This window comes from Candidatus Binatus sp. (genome assembly GCF_036567905.1).
In the GTDB taxonomy this organism is placed as follows: domain Bacteria; phylum Desulfobacterota; class Binatia; order Binatales; family Binataceae; genus Binatus.
Genome location: NZ_DATCTO010000017.1, coordinates 1 through 18,634, shown reverse-complemented (window position 1 = coordinate 18,634; position 18,634 = coordinate 1). Strand labels below are relative to the sequence as shown.

The 18,634-nt window shown below is 60.8% G+C and carries 15 protein-coding genes and 2 rRNA genes; 11 read left to right on the top strand and 6 right to left on the bottom strand.

Translation table 11 applies throughout. From position 1 onward, the window contains the following. Positions 1–2: 2 nt before the first annotated feature. The gene (locus VIO10_RS02740) at positions 3–1,490 is read right to left on the bottom strand and encodes an efflux RND transporter periplasmic adaptor subunit (RefSeq protein ID WP_331958966.1); all 1,488 of its coding nucleotides are present in this window, start codon (positions 1,488–1,490) and stop codon (positions 3–5) included. Then, on the bottom strand, positions 1,487–2,725 hold the full coding sequence (locus VIO10_RS02735) for a TolC family protein (RefSeq protein ID WP_331958964.1): 1,239 nt from the start codon (positions 2,723–2,725) through the stop codon (positions 1,487–1,489). Before VIO10_RS02735 ends, VIO10_RS02740 begins: the two co-directional genes overlap by 4 nt. 376 nt (positions 2,726–3,101) lie before the next feature. Between VIO10_RS02735 and VIO10_RS02730 the strand changes: the two genes are divergently transcribed. After that, the gene (locus VIO10_RS02730) at positions 3,102–3,242 is read left to right on the top strand and encodes a hypothetical protein (RefSeq protein WP_331958961.1); all 141 of its coding nucleotides are present in this window, start codon (positions 3,102–3,104) and stop codon (positions 3,240–3,242) included. A 177-nt stretch (positions 3,243–3,419) separates the two neighbouring features. On the opposite strand, the gene VIO10_RS02725 is transcribed toward VIO10_RS02730, so the two are convergent. After that, positions 3,420–4,559 carry a hypothetical protein gene (locus tag VIO10_RS02725; RefSeq protein WP_331958959.1) on the bottom strand — a complete coding sequence of 380 codons (1,140 nt, stop codon included), beginning with the start codon at positions 4,557–4,559 and terminating at the stop codon, positions 3,420–3,422. A gap of 447 nt (positions 4,560–5,006) precedes the next feature. On the opposite strand from VIO10_RS02725, the gene VIO10_RS02720 reads away from it, so the two are divergent. Next, the gene (locus VIO10_RS02720; RefSeq protein WP_331958956.1) at positions 5,007–5,735 is read left to right on the top strand and encodes a hypothetical protein; all 729 of its coding nucleotides are present in this window, start codon (positions 5,007–5,009) and stop codon (positions 5,733–5,735) included. A 37-nt stretch (positions 5,736–5,772) separates the two neighbouring features. Here the strand turns inward: VIO10_RS02720 and VIO10_RS02715 are convergent, their stop codons facing one another. After that, a complete protein-coding gene (locus tag VIO10_RS02715) occupies positions 5,773–7,167 on the bottom strand; it encodes an amidase (protein WP_331958953.1) in 1,395 nt (464 codons plus the stop codon). A 225-nt stretch (positions 7,168–7,392) separates the two neighbouring features. On the opposite strand from VIO10_RS02715, the gene VIO10_RS02710 reads away from it, so the two are divergent. The 9 genes from VIO10_RS02710 to VIO10_RS02670 all read left to right on the top strand — a co-directional run bounded on the left by VIO10_RS02710 (position 7,393) and on the right by VIO10_RS02670 (position 16,794). Then, entirely contained in the window at positions 7,393–8,964 is a 1,572-nt protein-coding gene (locus tag VIO10_RS02710; protein ID WP_331958950.1) for an MFS transporter, read from the top strand. Positions 8,965–9,305: 341 nt separating this feature from the next. Then, on the top strand, positions 9,306–9,767 hold the full coding sequence (locus tag VIO10_RS02705; protein WP_331958947.1) for a hypothetical protein: 462 nt from the start codon (positions 9,306–9,308) through the stop codon (positions 9,765–9,767). Positions 9,768–9,776: 9 nt separating this feature from the next. Then, positions 9,777–10,658 (top strand): MBL fold metallo-hydrolase, encoded by an 882-nt coding sequence (locus VIO10_RS02700; RefSeq protein WP_331958944.1) that lies wholly within the window; start codon positions 9,777–9,779, stop codon positions 10,656–10,658. A 187-nt stretch (positions 10,659–10,845) separates the two neighbouring features. After that, a complete protein-coding gene (locus tag VIO10_RS02695; RefSeq protein WP_331958941.1) occupies positions 10,846–12,780 on the top strand; it encodes a hypothetical protein in 1,935 nt (644 codons plus the stop codon). Between the two features lie 106 nt (positions 12,781–12,886). Beyond that, on the top strand, positions 12,887–14,212 hold the full coding sequence (locus VIO10_RS02690) for a DUF444 family protein (RefSeq protein WP_331958938.1): 1,326 nt from the start codon (positions 12,887–12,889) through the stop codon (positions 14,210–14,212). Then, positions 14,209–15,675 (top strand): SpoVR family protein, encoded by a 1,467-nt coding sequence (locus VIO10_RS02685; RefSeq protein WP_331958936.1) that lies wholly within the window; start codon positions 14,209–14,211, stop codon positions 15,673–15,675. Before VIO10_RS02690 ends, VIO10_RS02685 begins: the two co-directional genes overlap by 4 nt. Positions 15,676–15,792: 117 nt before the next feature. Then, positions 15,793–16,017, top strand: a complete 225-nt coding sequence (locus VIO10_RS02680) for a hypothetical protein (protein ID WP_331958934.1) — start codon at positions 15,793–15,795, stop codon at positions 16,015–16,017. A gap of 145 nt (positions 16,018–16,162) precedes the next feature. Continuing rightward, positions 16,163–16,411, top strand: coding sequence for a hypothetical protein (locus VIO10_RS02675; protein WP_331958932.1), 249 nt, complete (start codon positions 16,163–16,165; stop codon positions 16,409–16,411). Then, positions 16,408–16,794, top strand: coding sequence for a type II toxin-antitoxin system VapC family toxin (locus VIO10_RS02670; RefSeq protein ID WP_331958929.1), 387 nt, complete (start codon positions 16,408–16,410; stop codon positions 16,792–16,794). The genes VIO10_RS02675 and VIO10_RS02670 overlap by 4 nt, the downstream gene beginning before the upstream one ends. Before the next feature lie 161 nt (positions 16,795–16,955). Here the strand turns inward: VIO10_RS02670 and rrf are convergent. Both rrf and VIO10_RS02660 read right to left on the bottom strand, forming a co-directional pair. After that, a 5S ribosomal RNA gene (gene rrf, locus VIO10_RS02665) occupies positions 16,956–17,073 on the bottom strand. A gap of 186 nt (positions 17,074–17,259) precedes the next feature. After that, a 23S ribosomal RNA gene (locus tag VIO10_RS02660) occupies positions 17,260–18,634 on the bottom strand; the annotation flags it as partial.

The following is an 18,634-nucleotide window of genomic DNA, read 5'->3' as shown; positions in this document are numbered from 1 at the left end:
CCTCACATCGCCATGGAACCGCTCGCTGATACGTCCATCTGCTTAGTCGCGATCGTATTGCCTCCCTTGGACGCGACGATCGTCAGGCTCCAGGTGCCGCCGCTAAGCAGTTCGATATTTGCGGCGTAGGCGCCGTTGCCCCGGTCATCTGCGATGGCTTGCGCGCGCATCGCGGCCATTCCCATCGCCGGCATTGCAGCCATGTAGAAGGTGACCGTCACTTTCGCGCCCGAGATCGGGGCGCCCTTGGAATCGCGCAGCGTCACGATCACCTTGTTGTGGCCGCGCACGAGAGGATTGGGGTCGCTGATGAACGCAATGCTTGCCTGGGGGACAGGCTGCGCCGCCGGTCCACCCGCATTCGCGGTTGCGGCCGGCGGAGGCGGCACGAACGCGCCCGCGGCGGCCTGGAGTTGGCTCTCCGAGTCGATCAGGAAGTTGGCGGAACTGACGATCCGCTGACCCGGGGCGAGTCCCTTGAGCACGATGAACTCATCGCCGGCGTGCGGTCCCAGTTCGATCTCGGCGGGAGTGAGATAACCGTCACCGCGATCGATAAACGCGACATTGTGCGCGCCCGTGCGTAGAACCGCAGTGTCCGGGATGACCGTTTGCCGGCCCATCGGCAGGTCCAGCGCAACCTGCGCGAACATCCCCGGAAGCAGCAGCCCTTTGGGGTTGTTGAACTCGCATCGCACTTTGGCGGTGCGGGTCGTCGGATCGATCTGCGGCCAGATGAAATCGACGCGCCCATCGAAGTTCGTACCCGGATAGGCGTCCACCGTAACGGTTGCGGGATCGCCGGGACGAACCTTGCCGATCTCGTCCTGAAACACCGCCGCATAAATCCACACCTTCGACAGATCGGTGATCGTGAACAGGCGCGTGTCCGGTTGCACGTACATGTTGGGCAGCGCGTTGCGCTCGACGATGTAGCCGCTCATGGGCGAATCAATCTCGACGGCGCGGCGCACAGTGCGCTCGCGTTCCAACCGCGCGATCTCGCGCGGCGACACTCCCCAGAGCTTGAGACGCTGCGCGGCGGAATCGACCAGCGATGAGGCGTCGGTGGCTACATCGGCGACCGGGCTGTCTTCGACGCGCTTGCGGGCATCGACGGCGAGCAGATATTCGTTCTCGGTACTGACGAGGTCCGGGCTGTAGATGGTGAACAACGGCTGGCCCCGGCGGACGTACTGATAAGTCGAATTCGCGAACACCTGTTCGATCCATCCGGCAAAACGCGTTTGCACGTAGCCTTGGAGCCGTTCGTCGGTCTCGATGTTGCCGGTGGTCTCGAGGCGATCGCTAACGTCCTTTCGCACCACGGTCGCGAACTTGAGTCCGATCAATTGCCGGCGCTCCGGCGCGATTCGGATTGGCGCCAGCGGGGAATCCGCTCCGTATGCGATTGGCGCCGCGAGAAAGAGAAGGGACGCCAGCGTCAAAAGGACTGTGCTGAGCCGCAATTGTGATGAGTTGTAATTCATCTTTGCTCACCGATTACCTGCTGGATTTTGGCGATCGCGATTTCGTGGTCGGCCAGGCTGCGGTAATACTCCTGCCGCAGGTTGCGTAAATCGAGAACCGACGAGAGCAGCGTCTGAAAATCGACTTTGCCGACCCGATACGCGGACATCGCCGAGGCCTCCGACGTTTCGGCCTGCGGCAACAGGCCGTCGCGATAGATCGACATCACTCGCTCCGCGGTGCGCATCGCGACCAGACTGTTTTCTGCGTCGAAGGAAACTTGCAGTTGCGTTGCGCGGGTCTGCTCGCGCGCCGACTCGGCTTCAAGCGCAGCCTGCTCGATCGCGGGCGTTTGCTTGCGCCAGAAATAGAGCGGGACCTTCGCGCCCAGATTCAGCATGTAGTAATCGCGGAATCCGGGGCCGGTCTTTTGGTACGAATAACCGACGGTGAAGTCGGGCCAGTACCCCTGATGCGCAAGCTTCAATGCTTCCGCGCTGCGCGCTTCCATCGCGCGGTCCGCCGCGAGTTCGGGGGAGCCGGCGTCGCCAAGCCGCGCAAGCTCGGCCGGATCGAGCTCCAGATGGGTCGCTTCGACCCCGCCGATGCCGATATTCGGCGAGTCGGGATCGCGCCCGAGGATCCGCTTGAGCTCGAGCTGTGCCTGGTCCTCCTCCTGATGGTGCATCGCGTGCTCCTTCAGGATCTCGGTGGTTTGGAGTTGCGCCTTGATCAGGTCCTGCTGCAGACCCTGTCCCAGGCGATACCTGGCTTCTGTAATCTGCTGGATCTGTCTCAGCTCATCCTGATTGCGATCGAGAATCGCCAGCGTCTTCGCGTGATAGAAAAGCTCGAAGTAGATCTCCTTGACCTTTTCCTCGACTCCTCGCTCCGCAGCTTCGTAGCGATGCTTGGCGTACTCGGCGTCTTTTTCTGCCTCGGATTTTTGCAAGCGGAGCTTGCCCGGACCCGGGATGTCCTGCGAGGCACCGAAGCCGGTGTAATAAAAGTCGCTGCTCTCGTAACCCGCGAACGGTTGCGGACTGCCGACCGTGAAATGCTGGAGCGACACCTGTGGATCGGGCAGTGTTGCCGCCTGGATCGGGACCTTCGTTTGAGCCTGCCAGTGGCTACGCGCCGCGAGCACGATCGGGCTACGGGAAAGGGCCTCGTCGACCAGCGCTCGCAGCCGATCTGAACTGCCGGATGTCTCAGTGCCACGGCCAGGTTGAGCGGCATCCTGATGATCCGCCATAGCGGCACTGTCCTGGGCGTGTCCTGATAGCGGAATGCCGATCAGAATCGCGATCGCGATCAGGGTGGCTGCTAAATTTTGTGCCGCTATGCGGCGAATGCTTGCGTATGGCATTTCACAAAAACCCAACCTTCCAGCCGCGATCGATCGCGGCGCTGCTGCGTGTCCGCAGGTTTATTTGAAACCCCGCGTCCTTGTTTGCCGATCGCATCGGCAATTGTCTTTCTCAGTTGTCGCGAGCAAGCAGCGCGCGAGCGTCCACGACGGATGCGAAGCATCCGCGCTTCAACTCACGCGCTTATGGGAGGCTCAGATCTGGCGGGAACAGAGAAGTGCCAACGAAAGGAGACGGCCGGGCGGCGAGTAGCCACTGGTGATGGCGGTACTTCGAACGTATGAAATCGCGGTCATCACCGCGCTTGCGGGCAGACTTCCGATCGAGTCGAAATACTGCGCGTCTGGCGCCTGGCTGGTCGCTTTGTCCAGCGCCGGCGGCGTTTTGCAGCAGTTCACCTGATTGATCGGAGCGGTCTTCGGGCAATTTGCACAGCACGCGGCCGCGGAACACGCCGTCGCAGGCGGCACACTCGTGCTGAGCGGGAGCATCAGCGCAATGAGGATTAGAGCGAGAACGCGCACGTGCTGACGCTACTCCTGCGCTCTGGAGCAGGCAACCACGCAGCTTGAATCGAGCTCAGTAGGCGACGGCTTCGCCGCTTTCGATGAGCTTCACGGCGATGCCTTCGACCGCTTTCGGCGCGCCGGCTTGCGCCTCGGGCGTCAGCTTGTCGAGATAGACTTCGATCGCGGGTTGACCCGGTTGATCGCCAATTCCGATTGCAGTGCCGACCGCGCCCGGGATGCTCATAAGCTGGTCCTCGTGGCGGTCGCGAACCGCAGCGGCCGATGCAACGACCTCTTTCGACATACCGACATTCGCGGCCAAAACGTCTGCTGACGCCGTGGCGGGTGCTTCCGAAGTGGTGCAACTGCCCACCATCGAAACGCCCAGGTCGCTCAGCACCTCGGAAATTGGATTGGCTATCGTGGTGCCGTCAGCAAAGCCGGCAAACAGCAGAGCCACCGGCTGTGGGCAATCACCCTGGCTTAAAATTAGCGACCCGGAGTCGCCGGCCGCGCTGAAAGTGGGGGTTGCAGTGCTGCCGGTTACGAAAATCTGGTTGATGAATTTAGCCATTTTCGGCTTCTTCTTTTCCGAGTAGTTCACTTTCACGATGCCGTCCAGCGCCGCAATCACTCCGCTCGTGAGGCAACTCGTACGGCCCATTTTCTGCACGCTCATCCCGAGCGTTGGCGTCGCTGGCGAGCTTGCGATCTCCCCGATATTGAGGATGTCGGAGCTGACCTCTCCCTCCTCAACGGCCGCAATGGCGGCGTCGACGGTGTTCTTGGGGCCTCCGAACTTGAGTCTGATGGTGCGGCTGAACGTTGCGACCGCATTGCTCGGCGCCTTCAGGCATTCTACGTCTATTAGGCCCGGCTCCACGATCAGCTGGCCGGGTTTAGCCTTATTTTGGTCCGCGAGCACATGGTTGTTGCTGAGGATGTATTGATTGCCGTATGTGTCCTGTACCATCGATCCCAGCGTCCCGCTGAAGCAGCCTGTCACCTTACCGTTCTTGAAGAACGAGTTGATATTTCCGCCCGAAATGCCGAGCGGAATCGGCCGGGACAACGCCGTTTGCTGAGGCAGCGGTGTGATATCGCACTGGGCGGACGCATCTTGTGGCATCGATGCAACCCCGATCGCGAGCATACAAGCAACCAACGCCGCCGCCTTCCTCTGATAACCCATAGTCTTTGCCCCTTCCAAGGTTGAAACCCGGACTTGATCGCACAATTCGAGCAAGATTTACGCCACAGAGCAGCATCTTACTACCAAAAACGCGCTGAGGAATGCTAGCCGCGCGTTAACACGCATCGAGCATCCAGCGCGACGCGCCAAGCGTGCGATCGCAGACTTGGCTCAAGCGTCGGGCGTGAATCGAAGGGATATTAGTGAACAGGGAAAAATGAAAAACTGGATTGGAGGACGGTTGTGCCGGCAGGGGCGGATCGGGTTGACAAGCCTTGACGTATTGAGAATCATTATCATTAGCACCTTTGCGCCAGCTATGAGCCAGCCGGCAACATGGCGCCAGACCGTGGCTCGGCTGCGTCAGCGCGCCAGCGCCGGAGTGTTCGCTCCACAGGACGAACCGCGCCGAACCCTCTGCGGCGGTCTGCGATAGGATCTGTCGGCTGGGAAAGTATCAAGCCAATGAAACTCGAGGAACGGATCGACGTCAATGAGAATGCACCCCCGCTATGGAAGGTCGAGGAAGGTCTGGTCTTGCAGAGCCCCTGGCGCCGCTTTGGCGTGTCGATTGTCGCATCGGTGTTGTCGTGCGCCCTGATGCTCGCGGGATTTGCGGAGATACTTATCTCGCAGCGCCCCACTCCGGCGCCGCGCAGGGTCGCGATCGAAGCTACCCTTGTGGAGCCGGCCAAACCGATACCTGTCGCGCCGATACTCCACCCCGCGCACCGCAAGACTCTCGCGTTGATCAAGCCGCGCAAGGAAACCGCGCCTGCGCCGGCGCATGAGGCGCCGCAAAATCGCGAACCAGCCGCGCTTCCCGCCTCGACCTCGGGCGGAATCGTTACCGGGCGAGCCACTGTTCCCAGTGAGAGCGAAGCGAGCGGCGCGGGTCGGGGAACGTTGGAGGGTGGCGCCTCCGAGAGCATCGGCGCGCACGCTCTGTATGCCCCGACTCCGCAAATCCCCGATGATCTTCGCGAGAACGTTTTTTCGGCGCTCGCGATCGCCCATTTCGCCGTCGACCGTGACGGCCAGGTTCAGGTCACGCTCGTGCAACCGACTTCAAGTCCGCGGCTGAACCAGGTCATTCTCGCCAGCCTGCGAACGTGGAAATTCTTCCCCGCAACCCGCGATGGCATTGCGGTAGCGTCCGAATTCGATCTGCGAATTCCCATCGCCGTGCAATGATGCCGACGGCCATTTGCGAACAGTGAACAACCAACAACTAGATTGAAGGATGCTTGTCCTTCCACGGGCGGGCGCGTTCGAATTCGGCCGCCAGCGCGATTATGCCGGCTTCGTCGCCGGGCCGGCCGACAATCTGAATCGCGAGCGGCAGTCCCGACTTGTTGAATCCGTTGGGGAGCGAGATGGCCGGCTGACCGGTAGAGTTGAACGGGAAGGTGAACGCGATCCACGCGTAGATTTCATCGGCGGCGGTGGCGGGATTCGACGCCAAGGCGCCGAGCCGCACCGCGGGCCGGGTGAGCGTCGGGGCGAGCAGCGCGTCGTAGGGCATGAGCGCATGGACGATCTCGCGCGAGGTATTGTGCATCGCGGTTACCGCGCGGATGTAGTCGGCGGCGGAAATTTTGGCGCCCCATTGGTAGCTCTCGCGCACCATGGGATCGAGCAGGTCCGGGTTGGGGATGTTCAGCGCCGAGACCGACGCGCCGACGATCACGCGCGCATACTTGCCGAGCATCGCGCCCGGATCGAGCGTCAGCGGCTCGACGCGATGCCCCATCTGGCGCAGCACGCCGCATGCGGACTCGAGCGCGGCGAGAGTTTCAGCGTCCACCGGGCCGAGCGCGCTATGGTTGATGAGGGCGAGCCGAAGTTTTTTTGGATGGACCGAAACTTCCTCGACGAACGGACGCGCCGGCGGCCGTGCCGCGTACGGATCGCCCGGCATCATCCCCGCCATCGCATCGAGCATCAACGCCGCGTCGCGGACGGTGCGCGCGATCGGACCGGTAGTGGAAAGTCCGGCCCATGCTTCGCCCTCCTGCGGCGCGCGCGTGATTCGCCCACGCGACGGTTTGATTCCGACCACGCCGCAGCATGCCGACGGTACGCGAATCGATCCACCGCCGTCGCTGCCCTGCGCCACGGGATGCAGTCCGGAGGCGACGGCGGAGGCAGCGCCGCCACTGGAGCCGCCGGCGGTGTGTTCGAGGTTCCAGGGATTTCGCGCGGGCGGACACAGACCGCCCTCGGTGGTCGGACGCAGGCCGAATTCGGGGGTGGTGGTTTTGCCGAGCAAAATTCCACCGGAGTTGGCGAGCCGGACGGCGAGTTCCGCGTCGGCAGGCGCGTGCCAATTCTCGTAGTTCTTCGAGCCGAAGGTCGTGCGAATATCTTTGGTCCAGACCAGGTCCTTGAGCGAATACGCGACGCCGAACAGCGCCATCTTGGCCGCATCCGAACCCTTCATCTTTTCGAGCCGCGTCGCGTCCGCGAGCGCGCGATCGGCGGTGACGGTCATGAATGCGCCGAGCCTGGGATTCAGTTGCTCGACGCGTGCGAGAAAAAATTCCGCGACCTCGCGCGGGCGGACTTCCTTTTTGAGGACCAGCTCGCGCAGTTCGTGTGCCTCGATGTATGGATTGAGCGTCACGGTCACCTCCGCCGTCAAAATTTCTAGTTAGCTCAAAACGCTGCCGCCCGCCAACGCGCGGGCGCGCCAGTTTCGGGTATCTTATATCAGCGCCAGACAGAACTGGTCCGTTGGGGCGCCGCTGGAAACCTCCTGGACTAAAAGCCGGGCTCGAACTTTGCGTTTGCAAGCCGGCTAGTGTTGGAGCGACGTTAAATAAGAATTCAGAATGGAAATCCCGGCTCAATGAGCAAGGCGCAGGCGGCTGGCAATTCTGCGGTAGCGCTGGAGAACGGCGAGGGCGGCAGCAGCGCACCGAGCCGGGCAGCAGTGCAATCACCGACCGCGCCGGCGCGTCTCGGTGTGCCGATTAAGGTCCTATATGGGCTCGGGTCGGTCGCGTTCGGCGTGGAAAGCGCCGCGCTTGGCTCGCTGGTGCTGTTGTTCTTCAACCAGGTGATCGGCCTGCCGGCGCCATGGGTCGGCGCCGCGATAATGATCGCGCTAATTTTCGACGCAGTCTTCGATCCGCTTGTCGGCCAATGGTCCGACCATGTCAGGTCGCGCTGGGGACGCCGGCACCCCTTCATGTACGCTTCGGCGATCCCGCTCGCGATTGCCTTCTATTATCTCTGGAACCCGCCCTACCACTGGTCGAACCAGAGCATGTTCGCCTACCTGCTGGTGTTACTGGTGGCGGTCAGATTGCTGGTCAGTCTCTACGAGATTCCGAGCGCGGCACTGGCGCCCGAGCTGACTCCTGACTACGACGAGCGGACCGGCTTGCTCAGCTACCGGTTCTTCTTCGGAACGCTTGGCGGGACGGTGATGGCAGTGCTTGCCTTCCAGGTTTTCCTGCGCAAGGACGCGACGCATCCCCTCGGTGTGTTGAACCGCCACGGGTATGAGCAGTACGGATTGGTTGCCGCGTTGGTGATACTCGTCACGATTCTGGCTTCCTCGTTCGGCACTCACGGCCGCAGCGCCATCCTGATCCAGCCGCCGCGCCGTCGTCTCGGCTTCGCGGGCAAGGCGCGTGAGATCGTCGCGACGCTGTCGAATCGCTCGTTTCTATCGCTCACGATTGCGGGAATCATCGCCGCCGTAAGCGGTGGTCTGAGCAGTGGCCTGGGCCTCTACATCACGACCTACTTCTGGGAACTGACCCCCGCGGAGATATCGTACCTGGTCAGCTTTGGTTTCGTCTCCGCCATCCTGGCGGTGTCTCTTGCCCCCGCGGTGTCCCGGCGGATGGGTAAGAAGCGGGCGATGATCACACTGTTCGCCGTATCACTTACCGCCGGCTCCATTCCTATTCCGCTGCGGCTGCTCGGACTCATGCCGGCGAATCACTCTTTGGCGCTTCTGGCGATCCTGTTCGCCGACGCTGTGATCAGGGACACGCTCGGCATCATGGGCTACATCCTCGTCGCCTCGATGATGGCGGACGTGGTGGAAGATATCGCGGTGAACAGCGGACAACGCTCGGAGGGTCTGTTGTTCGCGGTCAACGGGCTATTGCAGAAATGCGTCTCCGGGGTAGGCACTTTCCTGTCGGGGCTGCTCCTCGAGTTCGTGCACTTTCCGCAAGGCGCCATCCAGGGTCATGTCGATTCGGCCGTGCTGCGGCATCTGGTCCTGATTTTCGTACCGGTTGCTGCGGGCTGCAACGCGCTTGCGATCGCGGTCCTGGGTTTCTACCGGATCGACCGGACCGTTCATCAACGCAACCTCGAACGACTGCGCGATGCGGCCGCGCTCGCCGAGACCAGCGAGGCGCAGCTCGAGGGCGTCACCCCCATGACCCGAACCATCTAGCTTTCGCCAAGCTCATGGCCTGGCGGGAGGAAGCTCGCGATGCCAGCCCCCTGACCGCCGCGCGATCGAGCGGCCGGCCGCCTCTGCGCCGCGTGCGTCTGCCCGTATGTACGGCATTGCGCGGCGCGGCGATGGCGCAGTGCTTCAGCGAAGCCTGGCTGACGTCCTGACCGCGTAAGCGGGGTGATGAGCCAACGATGGCGCGCCGATTGAAAGGTAATCGATCCAAAATTTCTAGTTGGCCCAAAACGACGCCGGCGGCCAACGCGCGGGCGGGGTGTAATCGCGCGCGGGACAGGGTTAGTCTTTTTGCGATTCGACTGGGAAAGAGGTTCAAATTGTTGGAAACGGTGATTCTGTGGACGCACGCGGTGGCCGGCGCGATTTGGATCGGCGCGTGCGCATGCTTCGCGTTCGCGGGTCTCGCGCTCGCGGCCGGAAGCGCCGAGCAGCGCAATTTTGTGGCGAACGCGGCGCCCAAGATCGATCTGCTCGGCCTCGTCGCCGCGCTGGTGCTGCTCGCGACGGGAGTGATCAGCCTGATATGGGCGGCAGTTTCGCGCGGGTTCGCGTTCCCGACCACATTCATCACGGTGCTTGCCATCAAGATTGCGCTGTTTATCGTTATGCTTGCCGTGATGACGTGGTCGATGAGAGCCGGTGCGGCGGTCAGAGCGGTAATCGCGCGCGAGCCTGGCGGCGCGGCGGCGGGCGCGATGACCGCAATGGTGAAGGCGCACGTCGCGATCGTCGCGATGGGCGGTATCGCGCTGATACTGGGAACGTGGTTGATGGGAAGCTGAGGAGGCGAGATGGTTGAGAGACCACCGAGGATCAAAGTCGGCGCGTTCGAGGTGGCGTTCCTGGCCGACGGTTTCTGGCGCAACGACGGCGGATGCATGTTCGGGGTGGTCCCGCGCGAACTCTGGCAACACAACCATCCTCCCGACGAGCACAACCGTATCCGCCTGAACCTGACCTGTCCGCTGATCATGAAGGGGGGCGACGCGATTCTGGTCGATACGGGAATCGGCAACCGGCTAAGTCCGGTCGAGCGCCAGATCTTCGATCACGGCGACGGATGGATCCACGAGCATCTGCGCGCGCTCGGGATGGAGGCGGGCGACGTCACGCATCTGATCGTATCGCATCTGCATTTCGATCATTGCGGGGGCATCGTGCGCCGGCGGGATTCCGGCGCGCTGGAAGCTGCGTATCCGCGCGCGCGAATCTTCGTGCAGAAAGGCGAACTCGAAATCGCAGGCAATCCGCGCAACGAACGGCTTCACGCCGCGTATCGCCACGCCGCGGAGGTGCTCGCGCCGGTGCGATCGATGCTCGAAGCAATCGATGGCGATACCGACATCGTCGCGGGCGTGCGCGCGGTCGTCACCGGCGGCCATACCCGGGACCATCAGGCGGCGCTGGTCAGCGACGCAGGCGAATGCTTCATGCACCTGGCAGATATAGTGCCGACGCGCTCGCACATCCGCGGTCCGTGGAACCAGGCGTACGATCTCGACGTGCTGCGCACGATGGAACAGAAAGCGCACTACCTCGGGCTCGCCGCGGAGCAGCGCTGGTGGCTCTCGTTCGCGCACGACGACACCGTGTTCGCAGCAATGGTGAGAAGCGATCGCGGGCGCATCGTGCTCGGCGACACGGTGCCGGTTTCCGAGCGCTTATTTCAGTAAAGTTCAAGTTTGCATCCTGCTGAACGCGCCTGAGTGTGTTGCGTACGCCTGATGTTGCTTGTTGCAGATCAGTCGCTCGGTTATACTCGAAATCAGGATGGGCTCCCGATATAGCATGGCCCGACTGTTTCCCGCTCTCCCAGGCAGTATTCCTGCACAACATTCCATAACCCGAAGGAGATAGCCGATGGCGGATCTCAATAACTTCGAGCGAGTGATCAAAGAAGACCGCGCGGCACGCGAGTCGAAGCAATGGCGCGGCACGTTGCTCACATATCTCGAAGTGGTGAAGGCTGACCCGACGATAACCAAGCTCGCGCACGCGCGAATCTACGACTTGATCATTTCCGCCGGCCTTCATCCGTTGCACGACACCGACGATCCGCGCACCAAGCGGCTGTACAAGGATGAGCCGCTGAAGGTGTTCAATTTCTTCGCGGAGGAATTTTTCGGGATCGAGCGCATGATCGCGCAGATCGTCCGCTATTTCCATTCGGCGTCGCTCAAGGGCGAAGAGAGCCGCCAGGTTCTGTACCTGATGGGCCCGGTGGGCTCGGGCAAGAGTTCGCTGGTCGAGCGGATCCAGCGCGGGCTCGAGCAGATCGGATTCATCTTCGCGATCGACGGATGCCCGATGAACGAGGAGCCGCTGCATCTGGTGCCGCGCCATCTGCGGCGCGAGTTCGAGAAGATGCTCGGCGTGCACATCGAGGGCGACCTGTGCCCGGTATGCCGCTATCGGCTCAAGTCCGAGTTCAACAATCGCTACGAGGAATTTCCGGTCATCGGGCGCAGCTTCTCCAAGCGCAACCGGGTGGGAGTCGGCGTGGTGCCGCCGGTCGATCCGAATAACCAGGACACTTCGGTGCTGATCGGATCGGAAGACATCTCGAAGCTCGACCAATACTCCGAGGGCGACCCGCGGGTGCTCGAACTCAACGGCGCGCTGAACGTCGGCAACCGCGGAATCGTCGAGTTCATCGAAGTTTTCAAGAACGAGACCGAGTACCTGCACGCGATGATCACGGCGACGCAGGAGAAAGTGATTCCGGCGCCCGGGCGGCACGGAATGGTGTACGTCGATACCTGCATCGTCGCGCATTCGAACGAAGCCGAGTGGCAGAAGTTCAAGGCCGATCACACCAACGAGGCGATCCTCGATCGAATCGTCGTGGTGAAAGTGCCGTACAACCTGCGCCTGTCCGAAGAGGTGAAGATCTACCAGAAGATCATCAGGAACTCGGATTTCCGCGCGCACGTGGCGCCGCACACGCTCGAGCTCGCCTCGATGTACGCGATTTTGTCGCGCCTGGAGCCGACCGCGAAGTGCGACCTGATGACCAAGCTGCGGCTCTACAACGGCGAGGAAGTCGTCGAGAAAGGACGGACCAAAAAGATCGACGTGCAGGAGCTGAAAGAAGACACCAAGCGCGAGGGCATGTCGGGGATCTCGACGCGCTTCATCATGAAGGCGCTCGACAACGCGCTGTCGGACAACGTCACCGGCAACTGCATCAATCCGATCAACGTGCGCGAGGCGCTGATCTCGATGACCAAGGAGGGCGACCTGCCCGACGACACGCGCAAGCAGTATCTGGAGTTCCTGCAGGACACGCTGCACAAGGAATATCTCGACCTGCTCGAAAAGGAGATCACGCGCGCGTTCGTCTATTCGTATCAGGAGCAGGCGGAGTCGCTGTTCCAGAACTACCTCGATCACGCCGAGGCCTACGTCAACAAGACCCGCGTGCGCGATCGCAACACCAAAGAGGAACTGGCGCCCGACGAGGGCTTTCTGAAGTCGATCGAGGAGCAAATAGCGATCATCGGATCGGCGGCCGACGGATTTCGCCAGGAAGTGATCGCGTACCTGTGGGCAACGTCGCGGCGCGGCGAAAAGATCAGCTACAAGAGCTACGAGCCGCTCAAGGAAGCGATCGAGAAAAAGCTGATGACCTCGGTGCGCGACATTTCTCGCATCATCACCAAGGCGCGCACCCGCGACGAGGAGCAGGGCGAGAAGTACGGCTCGATGGTGAAGAACCTGCTCGAGAACGGGTACTGCGAATCGTGCGTGGACGTCGTGCTCAAGTACGCCGCGAACAATCTGTGGAAGGATTGAGAGGGGGCGCAAATCTGACTTTGGCGGTTATTCTGAGCGTGGTCCTGAAGAAGATCGGGATTGTTCGCTTCGCTCCAGAATGACGCGGAGAAGATAAATCGAAACAATGAGTGGCGGCGATACAATCTTCCGCGAATACCGGATCTCCGACGCCGAACGCTCCGACCGCTCGGCCGGCGACCGGCTGCGCCATCGCCAGAAAGTTCGCGAATCGATCCGCGAAAATATCGCCGACATCATCGCCGAAGAATCGATCATCGGCAAAGACAAAGACCGCGTGATCAAGGTTCCGCTGCGCGGAATCAAGGAATACCGCTTCGTTTTCGGCGACAACGCTCCCGGCGCGTCGCAGGGCGACGGCGACTCGCGGCCCGGGCAAGTGGTGGGCAAAACCGGCAAGGACCGACCCGGCGAAGGCGACGAACAGGCCGGCGACCGGCCGGGCGTCGATTACTACGAGACCGACGTCACGCTCGAGGAATTGATCGAGATCATGTTCGAGGATCTGGAACTACCCAACCTCGAGCGCCGCGCGCTGCGCGAAATCCAGTCCGATTACTCGTCGCGGCGCAAAGGCTACCGCAAGGTCGGCATCCGCATCAGGCTGGACAAGCGGCGCACCGCCAAGCAGCGCGTGATGCGGATGCTCGCGTCCGACAAGCGCAACGACGCGGTGGCGCGCGCGCTGGAAGAATCGAAGGCCGACCGCGAGCTCGATACCGAGGTTGAAGGGGAGAGCGATGAAATCGCGCTCGAAGAAGGCCGGCTTGACGAGGAGGCGCTCGCGGCTTCGACCGGCGCCGCATTCCAGCGCGTCCATCGCCGCTTCCCGTTCCATCAGGACGATCTGCGCTACAAGCACGTCGAGATCGACACCAAGGAGGAATCGAACGCCGCGGTAATCTGCATCATGGATACGTCGGGCTCGATGGACACGATGAAGAAGTACCTGGCGCGCAGCTTCTTCTTCCTGCTCTATCAGTTCATCTCGACGCGCTACCGCAACGTCGAAATCGTTTTCATCGCGCATCACACGGAGGCCAGCGAGGTCACCGAGGAGGAGTTCTTCCACAAGGGCGAATCGGGCGGCACGTTTATATCATCCGGCTACGCCAAGGCGCTGGAAATAATTGCCGCACGATACCATCCGTCGCTGTGGAACCTGTACGCGTTCCATTGCTCGGACGGCGACAATTTCGACTCCGACAATCCCGCCGCGCTCAAGGACGCGGAGGAACTCGCCGGGATTTGCAACCTGTTCGGCTACGGCGAGATCAAGCCGCTGGGGTCGCGATACTACGAATCTTCGATGCTCAACGTGTTCCGCCGAATTCAGGCGCCGAACTTTCACACCGTGCTAATCGAGCGCAAGGAAGACATCTGGCCGTCGTTCAAAGCCTTCTTGGCCAAGGACCGGGTGAAGGAAGCATGAGCGCGACTCCGCACGCGGGCGCCGCGCCGCGCATCGCGACGTGGAACCTGAACGACCTGGCCGAGTGGGACCGGCGGATTCGCGAGAAGGCGGCAGGGTTCGGGCTCGACTGCTATCCGCAGGAGTTCGAGCTTTGCGATCACAACGGGATGCTCGGGTACATGGCGTACTCCGGGATGCCGTCGCACTACCCGCATTGGTCGTATGGCAAGTCGTACGAGAAGCTCAAAACGCTTTACGATCACGGCGTCAGCGGTCTGCCGTACGAGATGGTGATCAACTCCAATCCCGCGATCGCCTACCTGATGCGCGACAACTCGATCCTGCTGCAGGTGCTCACGATCGCGCACGTGTACGGGCACAACGACTTCTTCAAGAACAATTTCACGTTCAAATCGACGCGCGCCGAACTGACTATCGAGGCATTCAAAGCGGCTGCGATGCGGGTGCGGCGCTACGTCGAGGATCCGTCAATCGGGGTGGAGCAGGTGGAGCGGATTCTGGACGCGGCGCATGCGCTGTCGTGGCAATGCCGGCGCAATCTTGCGATCAAGAAGCTCACGCCGCTGGAACAGATGGCTCGCGCCGAAGACGCCGCGCAAGGACAGCCCGATCCGTTTCAGAAAATCCACGCGCGCAAGCAGATCGAGGCGCCCGATTTCCACAAGGTCCCGCTCGAACCCGACGAAGACCTGCTGCTCTTCATTCGCGATCACAACCCGTTTCTCGCCGACTGGGAAAGGGATTTGCTCACCATCGTGGATGAAGAAGCCAAGTACTTCATCTCCATGATGGAGACGAAGATCATGAACGAGGGATGGGCGAGCTACTGGCACAAGAAGATTTTAGAGTCGCTCGAGCTGGAGCAGGGGCTGCATCTCGAATTCATCGTTAGCCACAACCAGGTCGTCCGCCCGATTCCCGGCCAGATCAACCCGTATCATCTCGGACTGAAGATTTGGGAAGACATCTACCGGCGCTTTACCAATCCGACCGCCGAGGAAATCAAGCGCGACGGACCGCCGGTGAAGTCCGGCGCGGAAAAGATCTTCGAGGTCCGCGAGGTCGAGCGCGACGCGTCGTTCATCCGCCGCTATCTGACCGAAGATCTCATGCGCGAGATGGATATTTTCGAATACGAGGCGCGCGGCGAGGAGTTGGTGGTCAGCAAGGTGGCCGACGAGGAGGGTTGGCAGGAAGTAAAGGCGACGTTGATCAAGAACGTCGGCACCAACTCGATACCGGTGCTGAAGGTCGAGGACGCCGACTTCGGCCAGAACCGCACACTCTACGTGAAGCACTATCACGACGGCCGCGATCTGCATATTGAATACGCCGAGAAAAGTCTCAACTACCTGCAGCGGCTATGGGGCCGGGAAGTCGTGCTCGAGACCGTGCTCGACGGCAAGCGCTCGCTGCTGTGCAGCAACGATCGCGGCTTTTCCGTCCGCGCGCTCAAGTAGAAACCATTTGCCCGCCGTATCGCGTTCGTCGGGTACCGGCTCCGGGACGCTCGTGGGCGGCTCCATCGGCGCATCGCGGCACGTTGCTTTAGATTTGTTGGTCGGATAATTTCAGGGATGGAAGATGCGGTTCGGGTCGGTTGCAAGGAGGCGCGGATGATGGAGTGGCCGAAGTGCCAAAAATGTAACAACGGCGCACTGATTCCACTGTCCGACTATGGGCAGGAGGGTGCTTCGGTTCTGTTCAAGGCGTGGGTTTGCACGAATCCCGATTGCGGTTTCAGCCTGCGCGTGGACAAGGGTGAAGTAACTTACGGCAGGCGCATCGAGACCAAGCACTGATTAATTTTCGATTGCGACTTATAGGGCAGTCCGCGCGGGCTGCCCTTTTTTTGTCGTGTCCTCACCCGCTTGAAAAATCCGCCGGCGCCGATCCGCTACCAGCACGTTGCTTGAGTTAGTTCACTAGTAAGTCCATAATTGAATCATGGTTCGCCTCAACATTCACGAGGCCAAGACCCACCTTTCGAAGTACCTGGGCAAGCTGAAGCAGGGCGAAACGATCGTGCTTTGCAAGCGCAATGTACCGATTGCCGAAATCCGGCCGATTGCGCAACCGCTTCAGGGCAAGCGCCCGATTGGCCTGTACAAGGGCAAGTTCACCGTGCCTGCGAGCTTTTTCGAACCGCTCCCTGAATGGCTGCTCGATGCGTTTGAGGGCAGACAATCCAAGTGAAGCTGCTGCTCGATAGCTGCAGCTTCTTATGGATCACGACCGCTCACGCGGAATTGTCATCGGCGGCAAGAACTGCCTTCGAGAACGAATCGAATGAGGCGTACTTGAGCGTTGTCTCGGCATGGGAGATCGCGATCAAGAACGGCCTCAGGAGTTTATCACTGCCGGAACCGGTGCAAGTTTTTCTGTCGCGTGCTCGCATCCTGCATAAAATCGAATCACTGAATCTGAGCGAAGAAGCAATCGTACAGCTTCCGCGCCTACCGCCGCTCCATCGCGACCCGTTTGACCGGATGCTCGTATGCCAGGCGATTGCGGAAGGCATGGCGATACTCACTCCCGACGAACTTATTCGACAGTATCCAGTGCGCACAATTTGGTGAGCGTCCAGCCTTAGTCTTCGATCCAAGCGCACCCGAAAGACCTGGATTCAGGGTGCTACGCAGTCGCAAGGCATGCTCTCCGAAAGGTGGTACTTGCGGCAGAGCGCAGGAAAGCGAAAAAAATGAGGGCGGATGCATCATGCATCCGCCCCTATGAGATTCCCCGGCCGCGTCCTACTCTCCCGTGACGCCTTCGGTCACAGTACCATCGGCGCTGAAGGGCTTAACTGCCGTGTTCGGGATGGGAACGGGTGTTTCACCTTCGCCATGGCGACCGGAAACCTGCGGCCGCCGCCGTTAGGCGAAGGCTCAAGCTCCGACAATCTGAATAGTAGGGTCTTCAAGTGAGGTTTTCGAACCTCGTCTGTGACTCGACCTTTGCCGTCCCGTCCGGTTAGCGATTGAAACCCGGACAAGTATGCGGCGACTATAGCAACTGAGTAGTTAGCTCAATTGAAATAGGTAGTGGTCAAGCCTCACGGCCAATTAGTACCAGTCAGCTCCACGCCTTACGGCGCTTCCACCTCTGGCCTATCAACCTCCTGGTCTAGAAGGGGCCTTTAGGATCTTACGATCGGGATACCTAATCTTGGGGTGGGCTTCCCGCTTATATGCTTTCAGCGGTTATCCCGTCCGTACATGGCTACCCGGCGATGCGGCTGGCGCCACAACCGGTACACCAGAGGTACGTCCGTCCCGGTCCTCTCGTACTAAGGACAGCTCCCCTCAAGTATCCTTCGCCCACGGCGGATAGGGACCGAACTGTCTCACGACGTTCTGAACCCAGCTCGCGTGCCACTTTAATCGGCGAACAGCCGAACCCTTGGGAGCTACTCCACCCCCAGGATGTGACGAGCCGACATCGAGGTGCCAAACCTCCCCGTCTATGTGAACTATTGGGGGAGATAAGCCTGTTATCCCCGGCGTACCTTTTGTCCGATTAGCGATGGCCCTTCCATACGGGACCACCGGATCACTATGACCTGCTTTCGCACCTGCTCGAGCCGTCGCTCTCGCAGTTAAGCTCTCTTATGCCATTACACTCAACGGCTGGTTTCCACTCAGCCTGAGAGAACCTTCGCGCGCCTCCGTTACATTTTGGGAGGCGACCGCCCCAGTCAAACTACCCACCATGCAGTGTCCCACACCCGGTAAGAGTGATGGTTAGAAGCCAAGAATCACAAGGGTGGTATTTCAAGGTTGGCTCCATGCGAGCTAGCGCCCACACTTCAAAGCCTCCCACCTATCCTACACATGAAATTCCTAGATTCACTGCAAAGTTATAGTAAAGGTGCACAGGGTCTTTCCGTCCTGCCGCGGGTACTCGGTATCTTCACCGAGAGTGCAGTTTCGCTGTGTTTGTGGTCGAGACAGCTGGGAAGTCGTTACGCCATTCGTGCAGGTCGGAACTTACCCGACAAGGAATTTCGCTACCTTAGGACCGTTATCGTTACGGCCGCCGTTTACCGGGGCTTCGATTCAAAGCTTGCACCTCTCCTCTTAACCTTCCGGCACCGGGCAGGCGTCAGACCCTATACGTCGTCTTGCGACTTCGCAGAGCCCTGTGTTTTTAGTAAACAGTCGCCACCCCCTCTTCTGTGCCCCCCGCCCCTGGTTGCCCAGAGACAGGGCCCCCTTCTCCCGAAGTTACGGGGGCATTTTGCCGAGTTCCTTCAACACCGTTCTCTCAAGCGCCTCGGTATGCTCTACCAGTCCACCAGTGTCGGTTTGGGGTACGGTCTTCAATTGCCGGCGCTGTTTCCTGGAAGCCCCGCACCCGCCACCGCAATCCGATAAGCGGTGACAAACTTGGGCCTTCGTCGCGCCCCGGCAGGCTGGG